Consider the following 19,624-nt stretch of genomic DNA (forward strand, 5'->3'; position numbering starts at 1 on the left):
GCTCACAGCCCGCCCATCGCCGCGAAGGCGACGAGCGTGAACACGAGCAGGAGCGCGGCGTGTTTCGCGCCATCCCTGACGGAGCCTTCCCCGAGCTGTCCGGCGACGATTCCCGAACACAGCGCCTGTATCGCCGCCGAGTGGAAGAACAGCCGTTCGTAGGCGGTCGTGTCGATGTCGCCGAGCCCCCCCACGAGTCCACCGCCGGCTCCCGTGCCGACGCCGGTACCGGATCCCGTCGTCGCTCCCCCGACCGACGCTCCCTCGACCGCGGGGATGAACGACACCGAGAGCGCGGCGATAACGCCGAGGAACACCAGAAACGAGATGTAGATGACGATGAGGTACGTCAACATCAGCTGCCGGCGCTCGCGTCGGAGCGTCCACGTCGCCCGCGCCTCGTCGGCCGCGATCCGGAGCACCGGCGCGACGTCGCCGCTCGCGTGGATCGCGTTCGTCACGAGCACGACCGCTCGCGACGTCATCGGCGAGGCGACCCGCCGCTCCAGCCGGCGGAGCGCCGAGGTCACGTCGGCCCCCCAGTCGATGTCCCGGCGGGTTCGCTTCAGGTCGGCCGTCAGCGCCTCGAGGTCGGTCTCGGCCACGCGTCGGATGCTCGCCACGACGGAGGTCCCCGCCTCGTTGACGCTGGCGAGCCGGTCGAGGAAGTCGGGTATCGCCGCTTCGATCCGGCGCACTCGGCGTTTCTTGATCTCGTAGACGACCGCGTAGGTCGCGAGGACGAACGCGGAGGCGCCCACGATCGGGGCGTCGACCTGCGCGACGACCTCGGTCAGGGTTCCGATCGACAGCGGGTGGACGGCCGCGATGACGCCGAGGACCCCGATCGGGACGGCGACGGCGAGGATAGCCTCCGGCGAACGGAGGACGTGTTCGACCGGCGAATTCGCCCACTCCCGGACCGAACGGAACCGGTCGTACGTTCGGAGCCGCTCACTGCTCGTCCGCCATCGGTCGGCGACGCTCCCGCCGTCGGACCGAGGTGACGCCGCCGTCGCGGTGGCCCCCGCCGACGTTCGGCGATCGCGGTCACCGTCGTCGCCGGCGCGACCGTGTGACGTCTCGGACGGCTGAACCCGTTCGGTTCCCCCTATCCCCTGGGTGATGCTGTCGACGTACACCGCGAACCCGAACGTCGCCAGCGGGACCGCGACGTAGACGACGATGCGCAAGAGCGGGAGGGTGTCCTCTAAGACGAGCCCGATCACGACGAGGATGGTAATGAAAAACAGGGGACCGGCGACGAGCGTCGTGACGTACGCCTCCGCGAACGTCGAGAGGAGCTCGAGGTACTGTTCCTGTTTCGATTCGGCCTCCTCCTGGTAGCGCTCGTACTGGTCCTCGAGGAACGCCGACAGCGGCTGACCGGTGCCGAGGACCGACGCGAGGTTCGCCGAGAACTGCGAGAGGTCGTCGCTCGGCGTCCGCCGCGCGGTGTGTCGGAGCGCGGTCAACACGTCCGTCCCGAAGGCGTTCATCTCGCGTACCGCGACCGACAGCTCCGTGGCGGCCTCGCCGTACACCGCCTCGTTCTCGGCGAGCGTGTCCATCACCCGGGGAAACGCCATTCCCGACCGCGAGAGCGCGTACACGAACGCCACGGTCCGCGGGAGCGTGGCATCGATCTCCGCGGCGCGGGCGGTCGCCCGCTGGCTCAACAGGGTCCAGCGCGCGTAGTACGCGCCGACCGAGAGCACTGCTCCCACGGTCGCCGAGGCGACCACCAACAGGGCGAACAGTTCGAGGAGGCCGGCCTCCGTCAGCCGTGTCACCCCGGCCAGGAAGGACAACGAGACGGGGAGACGTTCGATCAGGCCGTCGCCACCGACTTCGAGTGAGGCCAGGAACCCGGCAGCGAGGTACACCCCGACCACGCTCCCGGCGACGCCGAGGACGCCGGCGTACAGCAGGGTTCGCGAGGCGTACTCCCGGTGAGTCCCGCCGACGTGGGCGGCGCGCATCAGGTCCCGCTCGCGCCGTCTGCGGTCCTGGCCGGCGACGTAGTCGCCGAAGAGCGACAGCGCCAGCCTGGTGACCGCGAGGTTCGCCCTCGGAAACGCCCGTGACGCCACGAGCGCGAGACAGGAGGCGACGACGACGACGAGCGGGAGGGACGCGATCATTCGTCGTCGGTTCCGGCGTTCCCGTCGTCGGTTCCGGCGTTCCCGTCGTCGACGCCCGCTCGTTCCTCGAGCCGCTCCATCACTCGGTCGGGGTCCGCGTAGTACTCGTTGACGAGCGCCGTGAACTGCCGATACCCGTTCACACCGAGCTGGGAGAGCAGTTCGAGGAACCGCTCTCGGCGATCGATCTCCCGGAGCAGTTCGGAGCGGGTCCAGCCGCGCTCGGTCTGTATCTCCTCGAGGAGGATGGAGTCGTTGCGCCGGAAGTCGTCGGTTTCCGTCCGCCACTCGAACGCGGAGGAGTAGTCGAGTTCGCCGGTCCGCTGGTCGATCCCACCGATCTCGCCGATCGTCTTCGCCCGCCGCACCCGCTGGTCGTCCGACCGCGTCATCGTCTGGATCGAGAGCATGTCGAGCGACTGTACCATCGCGCGCGGGACGTTGATCGGCTCGTTCTCGAGCCGGTTGATCACGGTCTCGATCGAGTCGGCGTGCATCGTCGAGAACGTGGTGTGGCCCGTGTTCATCGCCTGGAACAGCGTGATGGCCTCCTCGCCGCGAACCTCGCCGACGACGATGTACTCCGGGCGGTGTCGGAGCGCCGACCGTAGCAGGTCGTACATGTCGATGTCGGCCCCCTCGTAGCGCCGCTCGCGGGTGATAGAGGAGAGCCAGTTGTCGTGGTACAAGGAGAGTTCGCGGGTGTCCTCGATCGAGAGCACCTTCGCGCGCGGCGGGATGAACATCGAGACCGCGTTCATCGAGGTGGTCTTCCCCGAGGCGGTCCCGCCCGCGAAGATGAGGCTCTTGTTGTGCTCGATACAGAGCCAGAAGTACGCCATCTGCTCGATCGAGAAGGTCCCGTACTCGACGAGATCGATCGGGGTGAACGGCTCCTCGGCGTACTGGCGGATGGTGAACGCCGAGCCGCGCGGCGTCACCTCCTCGCCGAGCGCGAGCTCGGCGCGGGAGCCGTCGGGGAGCGTCGTCGCCACCATCGGGTCGCCGACGGAGACGTGCCGACCCGAGCGCTGGGCGAGCCGGATGACGTAGTTGTCGAGCTCCGCTTTCGCGAACGAGACGTTCGTCTCGATGTCGGTGTACTCGTCGTGGTAGACGAAGATCGGGAGGTCGTACCCGTCACAGGAGACGTCCTCGATGTGGCCGTCGTTCAAGAGCGGGTCGACCTTCCCGTATCCGCGGAAGTCGCGGTAGAGGTAGTACGCGAGCGTGTGGAAGGTGTCCATGCCGGCCTCGACGCCGTACCCCGCGAGCAGCGACTCCAGTTCCGTCCGGAGCGTCTCCTCGTCGGTGTGTCCGCTTCCCTCTCGGTAGAGGAGGGGATCGCGGATGTCGTCGGCGACGCGGTCGAGGAGGTCCCGCTCGAAGCCGTCGAGGTCGGGTTCGACGGCGTAGTAGCGGTGTTCGCTCTCGGGTTCGTCGTAGGTGATCACGACGAACGCGTACGGTGCGTTCACCCAGTAGCGGTCGACCTCGCGTTCGTCCGGCGGCACGGTAAAGGAGGCGAGCGGGCCGTCCTCGCCCGGCCTGAACGGGCGGACTTCGAGCTCCGAGCCGCGGAGCATCTTCCAGGTGTGCTCGAGGCGTCGTCGGAGCGCCCCGACGGCGCCTTCGACGTCCGCCGTGCGTGTGTCCCCCGCCATCGGTCGTCGTACCGGTGTACATGCGTCCCGGTATTAAAAGGACCACGTCGCGTCCCACCCGCGCGTTCGCGACACGCCGAACAGCCGACGGGACGTCGGGACCGCCCGGCGCCCACCCCGATCCGACCCGTCCCCGTGCTCCCCGTCGACGCGTCCCGCACGGTGACGGGGCCCGTTACGTTCATACGGGCGGACCGCTAAGTAGCGAACAGGCAATGCGGCGTGACTACTTCGAATTGACCGTCGAGGGCGTCGGGGACGACGCCGGCGAGCCGACGACCCCGCTGGTCCGTATCGATTTCCACGGACCGGAGGGGCTGTTGCGGGACCGGCTCTCGGACGCGGACGGCGACCTGCTCTCCGCGGGCGAGGTCGACGTGGCCTTCCGGCTCCGCGAGCCCCTCGAGAGCGGCACCGCCGAGGGGGTCGTCGGCGTGACGAACCGGATCACGGGCGATTTCGTCCTCGAACTGAACGAGACCGCCGACGACGTCCTTCCGTTCATCCGCGCCGCCCGCGAGTCCGTCGATGCCGCCGACGGCGACGACGCCCGCTACCGCGTCGAGATCGACCTCGACGGCGAGCGGCTCGTGAGCTACGACAAGGAGACGTTCCTCGTCTACGACCACGAGGGGAACCTCCTCCGGAGCGAGAGCCTGATCCCCTCGGGCGTCGAGCTGTAGTCGACGGTCCCGTTTCCCGTCCGCCTCCCCGTCGACCGTTCCGTCCTCCCGCCGATCTCGTGCCTCGTCCACCGTTCCCGTCGATCACCCGAACCGGAACTCGACTCGCTGCCCCGGCGAGAGTCCGAACGCGTCGGCACCGCGCCCGTCGTTCACGTCGCACTCGGCGTAGCCGTGGCTCCCCGTCGTGACGAGTGGGTCGCCCGCGGGCACGTCCGCGAACGTTTCCCCGACCGGCACCGACTCGCCGTTCACGCGCACGCGGTCGCGACCGCGCACGTACTCGCCCGGAACGGTGGTGATGACGTTTCCGAAGTCGTCGACGACGACCACCTCGCCCTCGACGGCGACGGGTGCCGATCCCCCGTCGACGTCCCGGACCGTCGGCTCCGGGAGCCGGGCGTCGGCGTAGTCGTCGACCCGGGTCAGCCAGGCGAGGTCCTGGAGGGCCTCGCTGACCTCACGAGTCCCCCCGGTCGTCCCCTCCACGACCGAGGCCGCGATCGCCTCCCGAACGTCGGCAGCGGCGGGGGCGAACACGTCGCGCCCGTGGAACGTCGAACTCGCCGGGTCGAAGCCGTCGATCCGGTAGACGTCGACGTCGTCGCCTCCCCTGCCAGTAGCCCGACGCGTTTCCTCGCCCGCCAGCGCCCGTGCCGGCGGCAACGCGAGCCCGTTGTCGGGCGCGACGACGACGTGTGCCCCCGCGCGGACGGCGAGCGCGGCGCGGTCGGTGCCGACGCCAGGGTCGACGACGGCACAGTGGACCGCCGGCGGGAACTCCGGGAGCACGAACCGGAGCCAAAAGGCGGCCGCTCGCGGGTCGCCTCGCGGGAGGTCGTGACTCACGTCGATCACCTCCGCGTCGGTCCGGCGCCGGATCACCCCTCTCATCGCCGCCGGATACGGCGAGCCGAAGTCGGAGGCGAGCGTGACGGGAAACGGGGCGGTCCGAGTCACTCGCCACCCGTCGCGTCGGTCTCGGCGATCCGGCGGATCCGCTCGACGCCGTCGACCTCCTCGATGACGTCGACGACGGCCTCCGGGACGAGTTCGACCCAGTCGTGGCCGCGGATCATGCGCTCGCGGAGCTCCGCTCCCTCGAGGACCTCCCGCCGGAACATCGGCGAGCCCCTCACCTCGACGCCGGCCTCCTCGAAGAGCCGGACGACGAGCGGGTTGTTCGAGTACGCCACGTCGAACCGCGGGGTCATGCTCCGGACGTGGCTCACCCAGACGGAGTTGCGGTCGAGGTCTTCGATGGGGACGACGTAGGTGGTGACGTCGAGGTCCTCGACCGCCTTCGTCACCATCATCACGCGCTCTCCCGCGGTGAACGGGTTGCGGGTCGTGTGCGAGTCGCCGGCGGAACCGATCCCCAACACCAGCTCGTCGACCTCCCCGGCGATCTCCTCGATCATGTGTCGGTGGCCGTCGTGGAACGGCTGGTACCGACCGATGTAAAAACCCCGCATGGATACACGGTGCGACGGCCGGATTTATAAACCTCCTGGGACCCGGACGCCGACGCATACGGGCGTTATCTGCCGATATCTGGGGTCTAACGCGTTGGGACGCGATAGTCGCGGGGAGAAAGTATATCAGTAGCCGACCCTTCCGACCTGATAACGGATATCGATTCTATGAGCAACGAGAAGGATACGAACGATCCGCCGGAGGAGGACGCCACGCCCCCGGACGACCCCGCGTCGGACGGCGAGGACGGGACCGTCCGGAGTCCGTCCGGGAACGGCGAGGACACCCCCGACGAGGAGCGTCGGGACCGCTCCGGCGACGAGGCGGACCACACGGGACCGGATCCGATCGACGACGGGTTCCGCGAGCCCGAAGTCGCGCCGGTCGAAGGGGACGACCCGGTCGGCGAGAACCAACCCGAATCCGTCGACGACGGCCTCGAGGGAGATAACCGCGACGACCTCGAGAACGGTGACCACGGCGACCTCGGGAACGGTGACCACGGCGACCTCGGGAACGGTGACCACGGCGACGGGAGGAACGAGATCGACTCCGACGACGGCGGGATCGACGACCTCGGGAGTACCGTCGAGGTCGAGGGCGCGGAGATCGAGGAGGACCCCGACGAGGACGACCTGCTCGGGGGGCTCAAGATCGACACGACCTCCGAGATCTCCATCCCCGACCGCCTCGTCGACCAGGTGATCGGCCAGGAGCACGCCCGCGACGTGATCATCAAGGCGGCCAAACAGCGCCGTCACGTGATGATGATCGGCTCGCCCGGGACCGGGAAGTCGATGCTCGCGAAGGCCATGTCCGAACTGCTCCCCAAAGAGGAGCTTCAGGACGTCCTGGTGTATCACAACCCCGACGACGGCAACAAGCCGAAGGTCCGGACCGTCCCGGCCGGGAAGGGCGAACAGATCGTCGACGCCCACAAGGAGGAGGCGCGCAAGCGCAACCAGATGCGCTCGTTGCTGATGTGGATCATCATCGCCGTCGTGTTGGGCTACGCGCTCATCATCGTCGGGCAGATCCTCGTCGGCATCATCGCCGCCGGGGTCGTCTACCTCGTCTTCCGCTACCTCAACCGCGGCTCGGACGCGATGATCCCGAACCTGCTCGTGAACAACGCGGACACGAAGTCCGCGCCGTTCCGCGACTCGACCGGCGCTCACGCCGGCGCGCTCCTCGGCGACGTCCGGCACGACCCGTTCCAGTCCGGCGGGATGGAGACGCCGAGTCACGACCGCGTCGAGGCCGGCGCGATCCACAAGGCCAACAAGGGCGTGCTGTTCATCGACGAGATCAACACGCTCGACATCCGTAGCCAGCAACACCTCATGACGGCGATCCAGGAGGGCGAGTTCTCCATCACGGGGCAGTCCGAGCGCTCCTCGGGCGCGATGGTCCAGACCGAGCCCGTCCCGACGGACTTCGTCATGATCGCGGCGGGGAACCTCGACGCGATGGAGAACATGCACCCGGCGCTCCGCTCGCGGATCAAGGGGTACGGCTACGAGGTGTACATGGAGGACACCATCGATGACACCCCGGAGATGCGCCGACAGTACGTGCGCTTCATCGCCCAGGAGGTCGCGAAGGACGGCCGCCTGCCGGAGTTCACCGCGGAGGCGATAGAGGAGGTCATCCTCGAGGCCAAGCGGCGCTCCGGCCGGAAGGGCCACCTGACGCTTCACTTCCGGAACCTCGGCGGGCTCGTGCGGGTCGCCGGCGACATCGCCCGCGGCGAGGACGCCGACTTCACCACCCGCGAGCACGTGTTACAGGCGAAGGGTCGCTCGCGCTCCATCGAACAGCAGCTCGCCGACGACTTCATCGAGCGCCGGAAGGACTACGAGCTCCAGGTCTCGGACGGCTACGTCGTCGGCCGCGTCAACGGCCTCGCCGTGATGGGCGAAGACTCCGGGATCATGCTCCCGGTGATGGCCGAGGTCGCCCCCTCGCAGGGGCCGGGCGAGGTCATCGCCACGGGCCAGCTGAAGGAGATGGCCCAGGAGTCGGTCTCGAACGTCTCGGCGATCATCAAGAAGTTCTCCGACGAGAACATCTCGGAGATGGACATCCACATCCAGTTCGTCCAGGCGGGCCAGCAGGGCGTCGACGGCGACTCCGCGTCGATCACGGTCGCGACCGCCGTGATCAGCGCGCTGGAGAACGTCGGCGTCGACCAGAGCCTCGCGATGACCGGCTCGCTTTCGGTCCGCGGCGACGTGCTCCCCGTCGGCGGCGTCACCCACAAGATCGAGGCGGCCGCGAAGGCCGGCTGTACCCGGGTGATCATCCCGCAGGCGAACGAGCAGGACGTGATGATAGAAGAGGAGTACGAGGAGATGATCGAGGTCATCCCGGTGAGCCACATCAGCGAGGTGCTCGACATCGCGCTCGAGGGCGAAGCCGAGAAGGACTCGCTCGTCTCGCGGCTCAAGTCGATCACCGGCTCGGCGCTCAAAGACCAGGGCGTCTCCGGACCCTCCAGTCCGAGCCCCCAGTAGCCGGGTCGCGGTCGGCGGGTCGGCGTCCCGGTCGGTCCGCCGTGGGCTTCGGTCGGTCCGCCGTCGGTTGCGGTCGGTCCCACCCCTTTTTGTACGGTCGAGGTCGTACGGAGCCGTATGTCCGGAAAGCCGACGGTCGGCGAGTACATGACCCGCGACGTCGAGACCGTCAGTCCAGACGACACGGTCTCGGCGGTGGCGAAGCGAATGGTCGAATCCACCGGCCACAAGGGCTTCCCCGTCACGCAGGGCAGAACCGTCGAGGGGTTCGTCTCCGCGGGGGACCTCCTCCTCGCCGACGAGGACGCGCCCGTGTTCACGGTGATGTCCGAGGACCTGATCGTCGCACATCCCGAGATGAAAGTCACCGACGCTGCCCGGGTGATCCTCCGATCCGGGATCCAGAAGCTCCCGGTCGTCGACGACGCCGACAACCTCGTCGGGATCATCTCGAACGCGGACGTCGTCCGCTCGCAGATCGAGCGGGCGACCCCCGGGAAAGTCGGCAAGCTGATGCGCACGCTCGAGCAGATCCACGGGATCGACCTCGAGGAGGAGCGCCGCGAAATCTGTCTCGCGGAGCTCACGCCCACGCAGGCGCGCGTGTACGCCGACGAGTTGGAGGGCAGACAGTACGAGCTCGAGCGGGGGCTCGCGGAGCCGCTCGTCGTCATCGACAACGGCGGCGTCCTCCACCTCGCGGACGGCCACCACCGCGTGATGGCCGCCCACGAGATGGGGATCGAGTCGATGGACGCCTACGTGATCGTCACGAAGAGTCCGGTGGAGCTCGGGATGGCCAAGACCGCGAAGAAGGAGGGGTTGGAGTCGATACGCGACATCGAGGTGGTGGACTACGCGCGCCACCCGCTCGTCGAGACGACGAAGCGGCTCCAGTGACCTCTGCCGGGAGCTTTTTCGACCCCGGCGACGACTCGAAGCCATGTCCGAGTATTCCGTCCGTGCGGAGTGGGAACGGCTCTCGGCGGTCAGGGTACATACGCCCGGCCTCGAGCTGTGGTCCGGGAGCCTCGCGCCCGAGGCGAACCTGTTCGAGGACCACGTTCCGCCAGAACAGGCACGACGCGAACACCAACAGCTCGTCGACACGCTGGCGTCGACGCACGTCGAGGTCCACCACCTCGCCGACGACCTCGCAACCGGCGACGCGCTCGACGACCTGACGCGAACCGCCCTCGATAACGGCGGCGTCGACCGGGTCGACGACGTGATCGCGGGGTTCTCGCCGCGCGAAAAGCTCCAGATCGTGCTCTCGCGGCCCAGCCTCACGCCGGAGACGACGGCTGACGGCGGGACCGACGGGGCAACGATGACGCTCGAGTCACCCATCTCCAACGTGTACTTCCAGCGCGACACGACGATCGTCGGGGACCGGGGGCCGATCCTCTGTCACATGTCGAAGCCGATCCGCAGGCGGGAGGTCCCGATCGTCAAGCGTGCCTGGGAGTCGATCGGCGCGGATCTCTGCTACGAGATGACCGGCGAACCGCTAGAAGGCGGGGAGTTCATGCCGGCCGGGGAGTTCGCACTGCTCGGCGTCTCCGCCGAGGTCGACGGCGAGGAGCACGTCATCCGGACGAGTTACGAGGCCGGCGAGCGGCTCATGCGCGACGGCGCGGTCTCCTACGACGAGTTCGGGCTGGTCCGCGCCCCGCTGGAGGCGGACCGGCGGACGCGGGTCGACCGCGGGCTCGGCTCCCGGGTGATGCACCTGCTCGGCTGGTTCAACATCGCTGCCGAGGGGCTGGCCGTGCTCGACGCCGACCTGGCCGCGGCGGCCGACGTCGACGTCTACCGCCAGCACGGCGACGTCTACGAACACAGCCACACGACCTCGACGCTGGAGTACGTGCGCGACGAGAAGGGGTTCGACGTGATCGACGTCGCCGACGGCGAGCGATGGCCGACCAACTTCCTCGCGATCGACGACGGCACCGTGATCCCGCTCTACGAGCCCGACGAGGAGGGTGAGTACCGGCCCGGGGACAACCCGACCATCGAGACGCTCCGCGACCGCGGCGTGACCGTGCTCCCCGACGGGGTCGGTATCCCCCGGGCGGCGCTCACGAACGGGGCCGGCGGCCTCCACTGTATGACGACGCCCATCGCGCGCGAGTAGCTACGGTCACCCGACGAACACCTTTTTGTAAACGAGCCGAGTAGTTCCGGGCATGGGACGAATCAGAACTGCGGTCTCACGGGCGAAGTACGCCGCCGTCGGCGCGGCCGTCGGGGCCGCGATCGGCGGACTGGTGAACCGGAACGCGGCGAGCACCGGCGGAGCCATCGGCGGGCTCACCGGTGCGACCGTCGGGGAGATCAGGGCCGGCGATTCCCGCCTCCTCGACGGCGTTCTCCCCGGGGACGACGAGACGGCGGACGACGCGGGATCGGACGGCGACGCCGCCTGAATCGGGCGATCGTCGACCCGGTGGGCGGGGACCTCGGAGTGCGCGCTCGGGACGTGGTCCGGAGAGGCGAGACGGTTCCGCGGCCGACACACCGGGATACCTATACGAGTTCGCCCGCAGTGCTCCGAGTATGACGACCGACGAGAGCGACGCGGGCTGGTTCGCGTCCGTGCCGCCCGACGACCCCGCCGCAGCCCGCGACGCGATCGACCACGGGAGCGCAGTGTCGCCCGCGGACTGGCCGCGCCTCGCCGTCGAGTCCGGCTTCGCGGAGGACGCGGACGACTACTACGATCGCCTCCACGAGGCCACCCGCCACGCCACTCGCGAGGCCGTCGCGGAGCGGGAGCGCGCGGACGACCGACAGCTGATCCACGCGGTTCGGGCCATGGACGACTGTGAACGCGTCGCGAACGAGTTGGCCGAGCGGGCGACCGAGTGGGCGGGGAGCCGCTTCGACGACGTCGGGACGGGGATCGCGGGCGCTCGCGAGATCGCCGAGCGGGAGCCGGACGGCGACCTCGACCGGCGGGTGATATCGCTCTCGGCGCGTACAGCCGCACTCGCCGACGAACGGGACGCGCTGAAAGCGACGATCGACCGGGTCGCGCCCGCGGTCGCGCCGAACCTCGCCGACATGGCCGGCCCGGAGCTCACGGCGCGGCTGATCGCGCTCGCCGGCGGGCTCGAGCCGCTGGCGAAGAAGCCCTCGGGGACCGTCCAGGTGCTCGGCGCGGAGGACGCGCTGTTCGCACACCTCTCCGGACGGGCACCCTCGCCGAAACACGGGGTCATCTACACCCACGAGTTCGTCCGGGGGACCCGTCCCGAGGACCGCGGGTCGGCCGCGCGGGCGCTCGCCGGGAAGCTGGCGCTCGCGGCGCGCGTGGACCACTACTCCGGGGAGTACCGCGAGGTGCTTCACGAGGACCTCCGCGAGCGGATGGCGACGATCCGGGCGCGGGCGGAGTCGACAGAGTCGACGGGGGGAGACTCGGCGGCCCCGGTGGACGACTCGGCGGTCTCGGAGGAAGAAGATGCCTGAGCCCGTCCTTCCCGACGGGGTCGAGCGCCGGGAGTTCGACGGCGAGCCCCGGCTGGCGACGCGGGGGGAGCCGGTCTACGGCGAGCCGACCGACGGCGAGTGGCGCGCGTGGGACCCCGAGCGCTCGAAGCTCGGCGGGATGCTCGAGCTCGGGTTCGACACCGGCCTCACGGGCAGTGAGACGGTGTTGTACCTCGGCGCGGCCGCGGGCACGACCGTGGGCCACGTCGCCGACTTCGCCGGCCCGACGTACGCCGTGGAGTTCGCGCCCCGGCCGACCCGGGACCTCCTCGAGGTCGCCGAATCCCGCGACCGGCTCTTTCCCCTCCTGAAGGACGCCCGAAAGCCGGAGACGTACGCGCACGTCGTCGAGAGCGACGTCGACGCGATCGTCCAGGACGTCGCGACCCGCGGGCAGGCGACGGTGGCGACCCGGAACGCGCGCTTTCTCGCCGACGACGGGCGGCTGTTGCTGGCGGTGAAGGCCCGTAGCGAGGACGTCACCGCCGACCCCGACGACGTGTTCGCGACGGTGCTCGACGAACTGGCGGGGACCTACGAGGTGCTCGAGAGCGGGCGGCTCGACCGATTCCACGAGGACCACCTCGGGGTCGTGGCGACGCCGCGGTGAGGGAGTCGGGGGCGGGGACGTGACGGTCGGGCGTCGGGTTCCGGTCGGGCGGCGTCGGACTCACCACGTCGGCGGCGAGAACCCGGCGTTCTCGAGGAGGGGTTTCCAGCGTTTCTGGACCGAGAGTCGCGAGACGTCCATGGCGTCGGCGACGGCGGACTGGGGGCGCTCCTGGCCGCGGATCAGCGCGGCGGCGTAGAGGCTGGCGGCGGCGGTGGCGGGTTTCGATCGGTCCTCGTCGGGGACTTCCGAGAGGAAGATGTCGGTCGCGGTCGAGCACGCGTCGTCGTCGAGGTCGAGGTCGGCGCAGGCCTCCTCGAGACGTTCGATCCACTCGGCGTTGTCGACGCGGTCACTCGCCCGATACATGCGTCGTCGTTGGCGGTCGACGTACAAAAGCGGTGCGTGCGGGGGAGGGGGTCGTACGGGTGTTCGGTGGCGTTCGTCAGGTTCTTGAGGTCGTTCCGTCTACGGTGGGTCGCGCGCGGGTAGCCAAGCCAGGAAACGGCGCAGCGCTTAGGACGCTGTCCCGTAGGGGTCCGCCGGTTCAAATCCGGTCCCGCGCACTGAGGAGCGAAGCGACGAGGGAGCAGGCACGGATTTGAACCAGGGAACGGAGCGAAGCGGAGTGAGTGAGGTTCAAATCCGGTCCCGCGAGGCGCGAACGGAGTGAGCGCCTCGGAACCGCGAACGGCGAGCACTGCGAGCCGTGAGTGCGGGCGGAGGAGTCATGAGTCGACCTCGTACGGAGAACGTCTCCAAAGCCCCAGTCGCGAGGCGTTCCGCGCCGACGACACCACCGCTCCGCCGACGCGGTCTCCGCCACCGCCGGGGACGGTTTCAAGTACTCGCTTCCCCCACCCACGAGCAGTGATGGAGCCGCCCGAGATCGAACGGTTGGACGAGCGGACGATCCAGCGGATCGCGGCGGGTGAGGTGGTCGAGCGACCGGCCAGCGTCGTGAAGGAGCTGGTCGAGAACAGCCTCGACGCGGGCGCGAGCCGCGTCGCCGTCTCGGTCGAGGCGGGCGGCACGGAGGGGGTCCGCGTCCGCGACGACGGCGTGGGGATCCCGGGAGACCAGCTCGAGGCGGCCGTCGCCGAACACGCCACCTCGAAGATCGCCGACATCGAGGACCTGGAGGCCGGCGTCGGAACGCTCGGCTTCCGCGGCGAGGCGCTGTACACGGTCGGCGCGGTCTCACAGCTGACGGTCCGGTCGCGGCCGCCCGACGCCGACGCGGGCGCGGAGATACGCGTCGAGGGCGGCGACGTCGGCGGGGTGCGCCCCGCGGGCTGTCCGGTCGGGACGACCGTCGAGGTCGAGGACCTGTTTTACAACACGCCCGCCCGCAAGAAGTTCCTCAAGCGGGTGACCACGGAGTTCGACCACGTCAACACCGTGGTCACGGGGTACGCGCTCGCGAACCCCGACGTGGCCGTCTCGCTCGAACACGACGGCAGAGAGACGTTCGCCACGGAGGGGAACGGCGACCTCCGCTCCGCCGTGCTTTCGGTCTACGGCCGGGAGGTCGCGGAGTCGATGGTCGAGGTCGACTGGGAACCGGCGGCGGCGACGACGGGAACGGCTGACGGGGAGGCGAGCGGTGACCCACCCGTGAGACGCGTCACGGAGCTCGTCTCGCACCCGGAGACGACCCGGTCGGCCCGCGACTACCTCGCCACGTACGTCAACGACCGGTACGTCACGGCGAGCGCGCTCCGCGAGGCGGTCCTCGAGGCGTACGGGGGCCAGCTCGCGCCCGACCGGTACCCCTTCGCGGTGCTCTTCGTCGAGGTGCCGCCCGACGAGGTGGACGTGAACGTCCACCCGCGGAAGCTAGAGGTCCGGTTCGACCGGGAGGCGGGGGTCAGGGCCGCGGTCGAGTCGGCCGTCGAGGCAGCACTGCTCGACCACGGCCTGATCCGGTCGACCGCGCCCCGCGGGCGGTCCGCGCCCGACGAGGTCGACGTCGCCCCCGAGACCGCCGACGGCGAGGTCGTCGGCGGGGCGGGGACGACGGACCGACGTGAGCGTGTGGGCGGCGAGGGCGAGGTGGACGGCGCGGGCGACGAGGGCGAGGTGGACGGCGACGACTCAGAACCCGTCACGGCGACCGGGTCGGCGACGGAGCTCGACCCGGACGACGAGGACGCGTGGGCGGTCGAGGGGCTCGCCGGCGACGCGGACCCCGTCGGAGACGTGGGCCGTGGTGACGACGCCGAACCTCGCGACCACACCGGTCTCTCGGGATCCGACCGTCCCTCCCCGCGGAGTTGGCAGTCCGCTGACGCGGATCCGGGTGCCGACGTGGAGCCGGGCGCCGACGTAGAGCCGGGCGCCGACGCGGACGATGGCGTCTCGCCCTCGGACGGCACGGACGACTCCCTCGTCGGCGCCGAGCCGGCTGTAGACCGCGATTCGACCGCCGACGCCGTTCCCGTCGCGAACCCCGAGTCTCCCCCCGTCCCCGATCCGACCTCCGGGCGTTCCGCGACCAGCCAGCGCACCCTCGCCGGCGAGGAGACGAGCGACGAGCGCGCGTACGACTCGCTGCCGTCGCTTCGCGTGCTCGGCCAGCTTCACGACACGTACGTCGTCGCGGAGGCCCCCGACGGGCTGGTGTTGATCGACCAGCACGCCGCCGACGAGCGGGTGAACTACGAGCGGCTCCGACGGGAGTTCGCCGACGGCCCGCCCGCACAGGCGCTCGCGGAGCCGGTGACGATCGAGTTGACGGCGCGGGAGGCCGCGCTGTTCGGCGAGTTCCTCGAGGAACTGTCGGAGGTCGGGTTCCGTGCGGAGCGCGCGGGCGAACGCGAGGTCGTCGTCGAGGCGGTCCCCGCGGTGTTCGACGCCGCGCTCGACCCGGAACTCCTCCGGGACGTCCTCACGGAGTTCGTCGCGGACGCGGCGGCGACCGCGGAGGCCGGGGCGTCCGACGACGAGGCCACGTCCGACCCGTCCACCGGGAACCCGGTGACCGACGCGGTCGACGACCTGCTCTCCGATCTGGCGTGTTACCCCTCCGTGACGGGGAACACGTCGCTCACGGAGGGGCGCGTCGTCGACCTCCTCGACCGGCTCGACGCCTGCGAGAACCCGTACGCCTGTCCGCACGGCCGGCCGGTGGTCATCCGGCTCGACCGCGAGGAGCTGGCGTCCCGCTTCGAGCGCGACTATCCGGGCCACGCGGGCCGGCGCGCGGAGTGATCCCCCGCCGGAGCGGTCGCCAGGCAGTACCGGTCGAACCGACCACACGGCCGTGGAGAGGTACGCTTTTGCCACGCCGGGGCGACCCCGAGGCATGGAACGCGTAGCGATCGTCGGCGCGTCGATGACCCGGTTCGGGCAACGCGACGCCTGGGTTCGGGAACTGCTCGCCGAGGCGGGCGAGGCGGCGCTCGCCGACGCCGGGATCGTCGGCGATGACCTCGATCACCTGTACGTCTCGAACATGGCCAGCGGCGAGTTCGAGGGGCAAACCGGCGTCCCGAACGCGCTCGCACACGATCTCGCGGCCACGCCCGCCTACACCGCCCGGATCGACCAGACCTCCTCCTCGGGCGGTGCGGGCGTGTACGCTGCGTGGCAGTCGGTCGCCTCCGGCGCGTCGGAGCTCACCATGCTCGTCGGCGGCGAGAAGATGACCCACCGGAGCACTAGCGAGGCGACGGACGTGATCGCCTCGCTCACCCACCCGGTCGAGTACAAACACGGCGTGACGCTCCCCTCGTTCGCGGGACTCACGGCGCGGCTCTACCTCGAGGAGTACGACGCGCCCCGCGAGAGCCTCGGGAAAGTCGCGGTGAAGAACCACAAAAACGGCGTCGACAACCCGCACGCGCAGTTCCGCAAGGAGGTCGACCTCGAGACCGTCCTCGAGTCGCCGGTCGTCGCCGACCCCCTCCGGCTGTACGACTTCTGTCCGATCACGGACGGCTCGGCGGCGCTCGTGTTCTGTCCCGAGTCGGTCGCCGAGGAGTACGCGCCGGACGGCGAGTACGCCGTGATCACGGGGATCGGCGGCGCGACCGACACCCACGTCGTCCACGAGCGCGCCGACCCCACCACGATGGGCGGGGTCGTGGATTCCGCTGAGATCGCCTACGACATGGCGGGGATCGCCCCCGACGACGTCGACGTCGCGGAGCTCCACGACATGTTCACCATCCTCGAGTTCCTCCAGAGCGAGGACCTCGGCTTCTTCGAGAAGGGCGAGGGGTGGAGGGCGGTCGAGGAGGGCGTCACCGACCGCGACGGCGACCTCCCGATCAACACCTCCGGCGGGCTCAAATCGAAGGGCCACCCGCTCGGGGCCAGCGGCGTCGCACAGGTGTACGAGATAGTCGAGCAGGTCACCGGGAACGCCGGCCCGCGACAGGTCGACGCCGAGACGGGCCTCGCCTGTAACGTCGGCGGGTTCGGGAACTGCGTGACCACCGCGATTCTGGAGGGGAGCCAATGAGCGACACGGACGCCGACGCGGAGGCGACAGGGGAAGCGAGCGACGAACCGACCTTCGAAGCCGCGGCGTACGCCGACGGGAGCGTCTCGTATCCCCCCCACCCGGTCGGGCCGGGCGGCGCGGAGCGGGTCGGGACCGTGGACCTCCGCGAACACGAGGCGCGCGTCGTGACGTGGACCACCTCGACGGCGACGCCGCCGGGCGTCCGCGAGCCCAACACGCTCGCGATAGTCGAGTTCGAGATGGGCGAGGAGTACGACGGTCCGCCCGTCCGCGCGCTGGGAGGGGTCGCGGTCGATCCGGACGATCCCGACGGCGGAGCGTTCGACGTCGCCGTCGGCGACCGCGTCGAACCCGTCTACGCCGAAGAACTTCGCGAGCCTGGCGCGGGGATCCGCGAGCCAGAGAGCCAGGCGTGGGACGGGTTCCGGTTCCGGCCGGTCGGGTAGCCGTCGAGTAGGTACCGCGTCGTCGCATCGTCGTCGCGGCCCGCATCGTCGCATCGTCGTCGCGGCCCGCATCGTCGCATCGTCGTCGCGGGCCGCGTCGGCCGGACCCCCGCGCTCCCGTCATCGCACCGCCCGAACCCCGAGCGTGGACGTGGCGACCCCGCCTATCACGACGGGTAGCCAGTAGGTGCCGCCGCGGAACACGAGCACGGCCGCGGTGATCGTCGACGCCTCGATACCCGTGGTCGGTACGAGTAGCGCGACGTAGGCGGCCTCGATCCCGCCGAGCCCACCCGGCATCGGGGTCGCGCCGGCGAGGTTGGCGAGCGGGATCGCGAAGAGCACGACGTACGGCGGGATCGCGTGGCCGACCGCGGCGAACGCCGCCGTCAGCGCGACCGCCTGCGCGAGCCAGCCGACGAGCGACAGGCCGACGATGGCCGACAGCCGGAAGCGGTTCGTCCCCACCCGCTCGATGTCCGCGAAGAACCGCTCCAGCCGTCCCGTGAGGTCGGACTCGAGGTCCGCTGCCTCGTACCGTCCGCGCCCGAGTCGGCCGGCCAGCGGGGCGACGACTCCCGGGAGGCGCTCGACGAGCGTCTCCCGATAACGCCAGACGACGGCGATCGCGAACACGATCCCGCCGACCAACACGACGGCGGAGGAGACGGCCGTCCCGAGGCGATCGCCGACGGCGGCGGTGGTCGCGTAGTAGCCCACGCCGACGAAGACGAGCGACAACGAGGGAACCACGTTGAGGACGTCGACGCTCGCGATACCGGCGAGGCCGGTCTCGTATCGACAGTTCGAGACCTTCGAGATGAGCAGGGCGGCGACCGGCTCGCCGCCGGCTTGCCCGAACGGGGTGACGTTGTTCGCGAACACCGCGCCGGCGTAGACGAGAAAGGACGTGACGACGGGGATCGAGACGCCGAGCGAGCCGAGGACGGTTCGGAGCATCAGGCTCCACGCGAGCAGCCAACAGAGCGCGAACGCGACCGTCACTGCGACGAACGTGGGGTCCGCCGACCGGAGGGTGTCGATCACGTCCACCGCACCGACGAGGAAGAACAGGACCGCGAGGACGGCGACCGCCGCGATCGACCCGAGAAGCAGCGCGTTGCGGTTCCCGTCTGCCATACCCGGGGTACCGCGGTGGCGAACTTGAATCGTCTGATCGGCCACCGATCCGCGGACCAATAAGAATACAACGGTCGATCCGAAAGGTACCCGCAACCGATGGAAGACCAGCGTTTCCTCGAATCGGAGTGGGACTACTGTCTGGTGCTCGATGCGTGCCGCTACGACGTGTTCCGGGACGTCTACGAGGACTACCTCGAGGGCGACGTCGAAAAGCGCTGGAGTACGGGCTCGTCGACTCCCGAGTGGGCCTACCGGACGTTCACCGGCGAGCACGACATCGCGTACTTCTCCGGGAACCCCTTCGTCAACGACCTGGGGATCCCGCTGAACGAGCTCAAGTGGGGGGCCAGCTGTGACTACGAGTGGACCGCCTCCGAGCACATCAGCGACGTCTTCGACGTCTGGAAGAGCGGGTGGGACGACGACCTCGGAACCGTGCCGCCGGAGGGGATCGCGGAGGCGTTCCGGAACGAGCGGACAGCCGTCGAGCGGGCCGACCGTACCGTGCTCCACTACATGCAACCGCACGCGCCGTACCTCTCGCGCGGCAAGGGCCAGAAGCTCAAACAGATCCAGAAGGGGATCAAACGCCAGGAGGAAGAAGAGGCGATGGCGGACGGGGACGGCTCCGACGGCGGGCTCCTCTCCTCGCTCGGCGACTCGATCCGCCCGAAGATCGAGAGCCGACTGGACGACAGCGAGTTCGCCCAGAAGGCCGGGCTGTGGCTGGAGCTCGACCCGACCGACCTCGTGACGGACGGGACCCGCGTGACCGCGCTCCGGCTGTACGAGGAGAACCTCCGAATCGTCTTGGAGTCCGTCGCGGACCTGGTCGACGAGCTCGACGGAACGGTCGTCGTCACCGCCGACCACGGGGAGGCCTTCGGCGAGGAGGGCGTCTGGGAACACCACATCGAGACGCACATCCCGCCGCTGATGGAGGTGCCGTGGCTCGAAGTGGAGTGACCGCCGG

General features: G+C 69.8%; 17 protein-coding genes and 1 tRNA gene. 12 read left to right on the plus strand and 6 right to left on the minus strand.

Features of this window, described 5'->3' with window-relative positions; genetic code table 11:
• Window positions 1-2: 2 nt before the first annotated feature.
• Window positions 3-2,144, minus strand: coding sequence for a type II secretion system F family protein (locus DQW50_RS10225; protein WP_112079179.1), 2,142 nt, complete (start codon window positions 2,142-2,144; stop codon window positions 3-5).
• Window positions 2,141-3,808, minus strand: coding sequence for a type II/IV secretion system ATPase subunit (locus tag DQW50_RS10230; RefSeq protein WP_112079180.1), 1,668 nt, complete (start codon window positions 3,806-3,808; stop codon window positions 2,141-2,143). Before DQW50_RS10230 ends, DQW50_RS10225 begins: the two co-directional genes overlap by 4 nt.
• Before the next feature lie 215 nt (window positions 3,809-4,023).
• Between DQW50_RS10230 and DQW50_RS10235 the strand changes: the two genes are divergently transcribed.
• Window positions 4,024-4,491, plus strand: coding sequence for a DUF5793 family protein (locus DQW50_RS10235; protein ID WP_112079181.1), 468 nt, complete (start codon window positions 4,024-4,026; stop codon window positions 4,489-4,491).
• Between the two features lie 84 nt (window positions 4,492-4,575).
• Here DQW50_RS10235 and DQW50_RS10240 read toward each other — a convergent pair whose 3' ends face one another.
• Window positions 4,576-5,451, minus strand: a complete 876-nt coding sequence (locus DQW50_RS10240; protein ID WP_255417632.1) for an S-adenosyl-l-methionine hydroxide adenosyltransferase family protein — start codon at window positions 5,449-5,451, stop codon at window positions 4,576-4,578.
• Window positions 5,448-5,966 (minus strand): nicotinamide-nucleotide adenylyltransferase, encoded by a 519-nt coding sequence (locus tag DQW50_RS10245; protein WP_112079182.1) that lies wholly within the window; start codon window positions 5,964-5,966, stop codon window positions 5,448-5,450. The genes DQW50_RS10240 and DQW50_RS10245 overlap by 4 nt, the downstream gene beginning before the upstream one ends.
• Window positions 5,967-6,134: 168 nt before the next feature.
• Between DQW50_RS10245 and lonB the strand changes: the two genes are divergently transcribed.
• The 6 genes from lonB (at window position 6,135) to DQW50_RS10275 (ending at window position 12,591) form a co-directional block, all read left to right on the plus strand.
• On the plus strand, window positions 6,135-8,483 hold the full coding sequence (lonB, locus tag DQW50_RS10250; protein ID WP_112079183.1) for an ATP-dependent protease LonB: 2,349 nt from the start codon (window positions 6,135-6,137) through the stop codon (window positions 8,481-8,483).
• A 117-nt stretch (window positions 8,484-8,600) separates the two neighbouring features.
• Window positions 8,601-9,383: a CBS domain-containing protein gene (locus DQW50_RS10255; protein WP_112079184.1), complete on the plus strand. Its 783-nt coding sequence runs from the start codon at window positions 8,601-8,603 to the stop codon at window positions 9,381-9,383.
• A 43-nt stretch (window positions 9,384-9,426) separates the two neighbouring features.
• Complete coding sequence (locus DQW50_RS10260) at window positions 9,427-10,623, plus strand: arginine deiminase family protein (protein ID WP_112079185.1); 1,197 nt, start codon at window positions 9,427-9,429, stop codon at window positions 10,621-10,623.
• A gap of 52 nt (window positions 10,624-10,675) precedes the next feature.
• Window positions 10,676-10,915 (plus strand): hypothetical protein, encoded by a 240-nt coding sequence (locus DQW50_RS10265; RefSeq protein ID WP_112079186.1) that lies wholly within the window; start codon window positions 10,676-10,678, stop codon window positions 10,913-10,915.
• Between the two features lie 130 nt (window positions 10,916-11,045).
• The gene (locus tag DQW50_RS10270; protein ID WP_112079187.1) at window positions 11,046-11,960 is read left to right on the plus strand and encodes an NOP5/NOP56 family protein; all 915 of its coding nucleotides are present in this window, start codon (window positions 11,046-11,048) and stop codon (window positions 11,958-11,960) included.
• A complete protein-coding gene (locus DQW50_RS10275) occupies window positions 11,953-12,591 on the plus strand; it encodes a fibrillarin-like rRNA/tRNA 2'-O-methyltransferase (protein ID WP_112079188.1) in 639 nt (212 codons plus the stop codon). The genes DQW50_RS10270 and DQW50_RS10275 overlap by 8 nt, the downstream gene beginning before the upstream one ends.
• 60 nt (window positions 12,592-12,651) lie before the next feature.
• Here the strand turns inward: DQW50_RS10275 and DQW50_RS10280 are convergent, their stop codons facing one another.
• Window positions 12,652-12,960, minus strand: coding sequence for a transcription initiation factor IIB family protein (locus DQW50_RS10280; RefSeq protein WP_112079189.1), 309 nt, complete (start codon window positions 12,958-12,960; stop codon window positions 12,652-12,654).
• Window positions 12,961-13,073: 113 nt separating this feature from the next.
• Here DQW50_RS10280 and DQW50_RS10285 point away from each other — a divergent pair.
• The 4 genes from DQW50_RS10285 to DQW50_RS10300 all read left to right on the plus strand — a co-directional run bounded on the left by DQW50_RS10285 (window position 13,074) and on the right by DQW50_RS10300 (window position 17,508).
• Window positions 13,074-13,157 (plus strand) — tRNA-Leu (locus tag DQW50_RS10285).
• Between the two features lie 307 nt (window positions 13,158-13,464).
• A complete protein-coding gene (mutL, locus tag DQW50_RS10290; RefSeq protein ID WP_112079190.1) occupies window positions 13,465-15,804 on the plus strand; it encodes a DNA mismatch repair endonuclease MutL in 2,340 nt (779 codons plus the stop codon).
• A gap of 94 nt (window positions 15,805-15,898) precedes the next feature.
• Complete coding sequence (locus DQW50_RS10295) at window positions 15,899-17,059, plus strand: thiolase family protein (protein ID WP_112079191.1); 1,161 nt, start codon at window positions 15,899-15,901, stop codon at window positions 17,057-17,059.
• Entirely contained in the window at window positions 17,056-17,508 is a 453-nt protein-coding gene (locus DQW50_RS10300; RefSeq protein ID WP_112079192.1) for a hypothetical protein, read from the plus strand. Before DQW50_RS10295 ends, DQW50_RS10300 begins: the two co-directional genes overlap by 4 nt.
• 120 nt (window positions 17,509-17,628) lie before the next feature.
• Here DQW50_RS10300 and DQW50_RS10305 read toward each other — a convergent pair whose 3' ends face one another.
• Window positions 17,629-18,648 carry a lysylphosphatidylglycerol synthase transmembrane domain-containing protein gene (locus DQW50_RS10305; protein WP_112079193.1) on the minus strand — a complete coding sequence of 340 codons (1,020 nt, stop codon included), beginning with the start codon at window positions 18,646-18,648 and terminating at the stop codon, window positions 17,629-17,631.
• A 99-nt stretch (window positions 18,649-18,747) separates the two neighbouring features.
• Between DQW50_RS10305 and DQW50_RS10310 the strand changes: the two genes are divergently transcribed.
• Window positions 18,748-19,617: a hypothetical protein gene (locus DQW50_RS10310; protein WP_112079194.1), complete on the plus strand. Its 870-nt coding sequence runs from the start codon at window positions 18,748-18,750 to the stop codon at window positions 19,615-19,617.
• The last annotated feature ends 7 nt before the right edge of the window (window positions 19,618-19,624 follow it).

Origin of the sequence: Halorubrum sp. 48-1-W (assembly GCF_003287355.1) — an archaeon.
In the GTDB taxonomy this organism is placed as follows: domain Archaea; phylum Halobacteriota; class Halobacteria; order Halobacteriales; family Haloferacaceae; genus Halorubrum.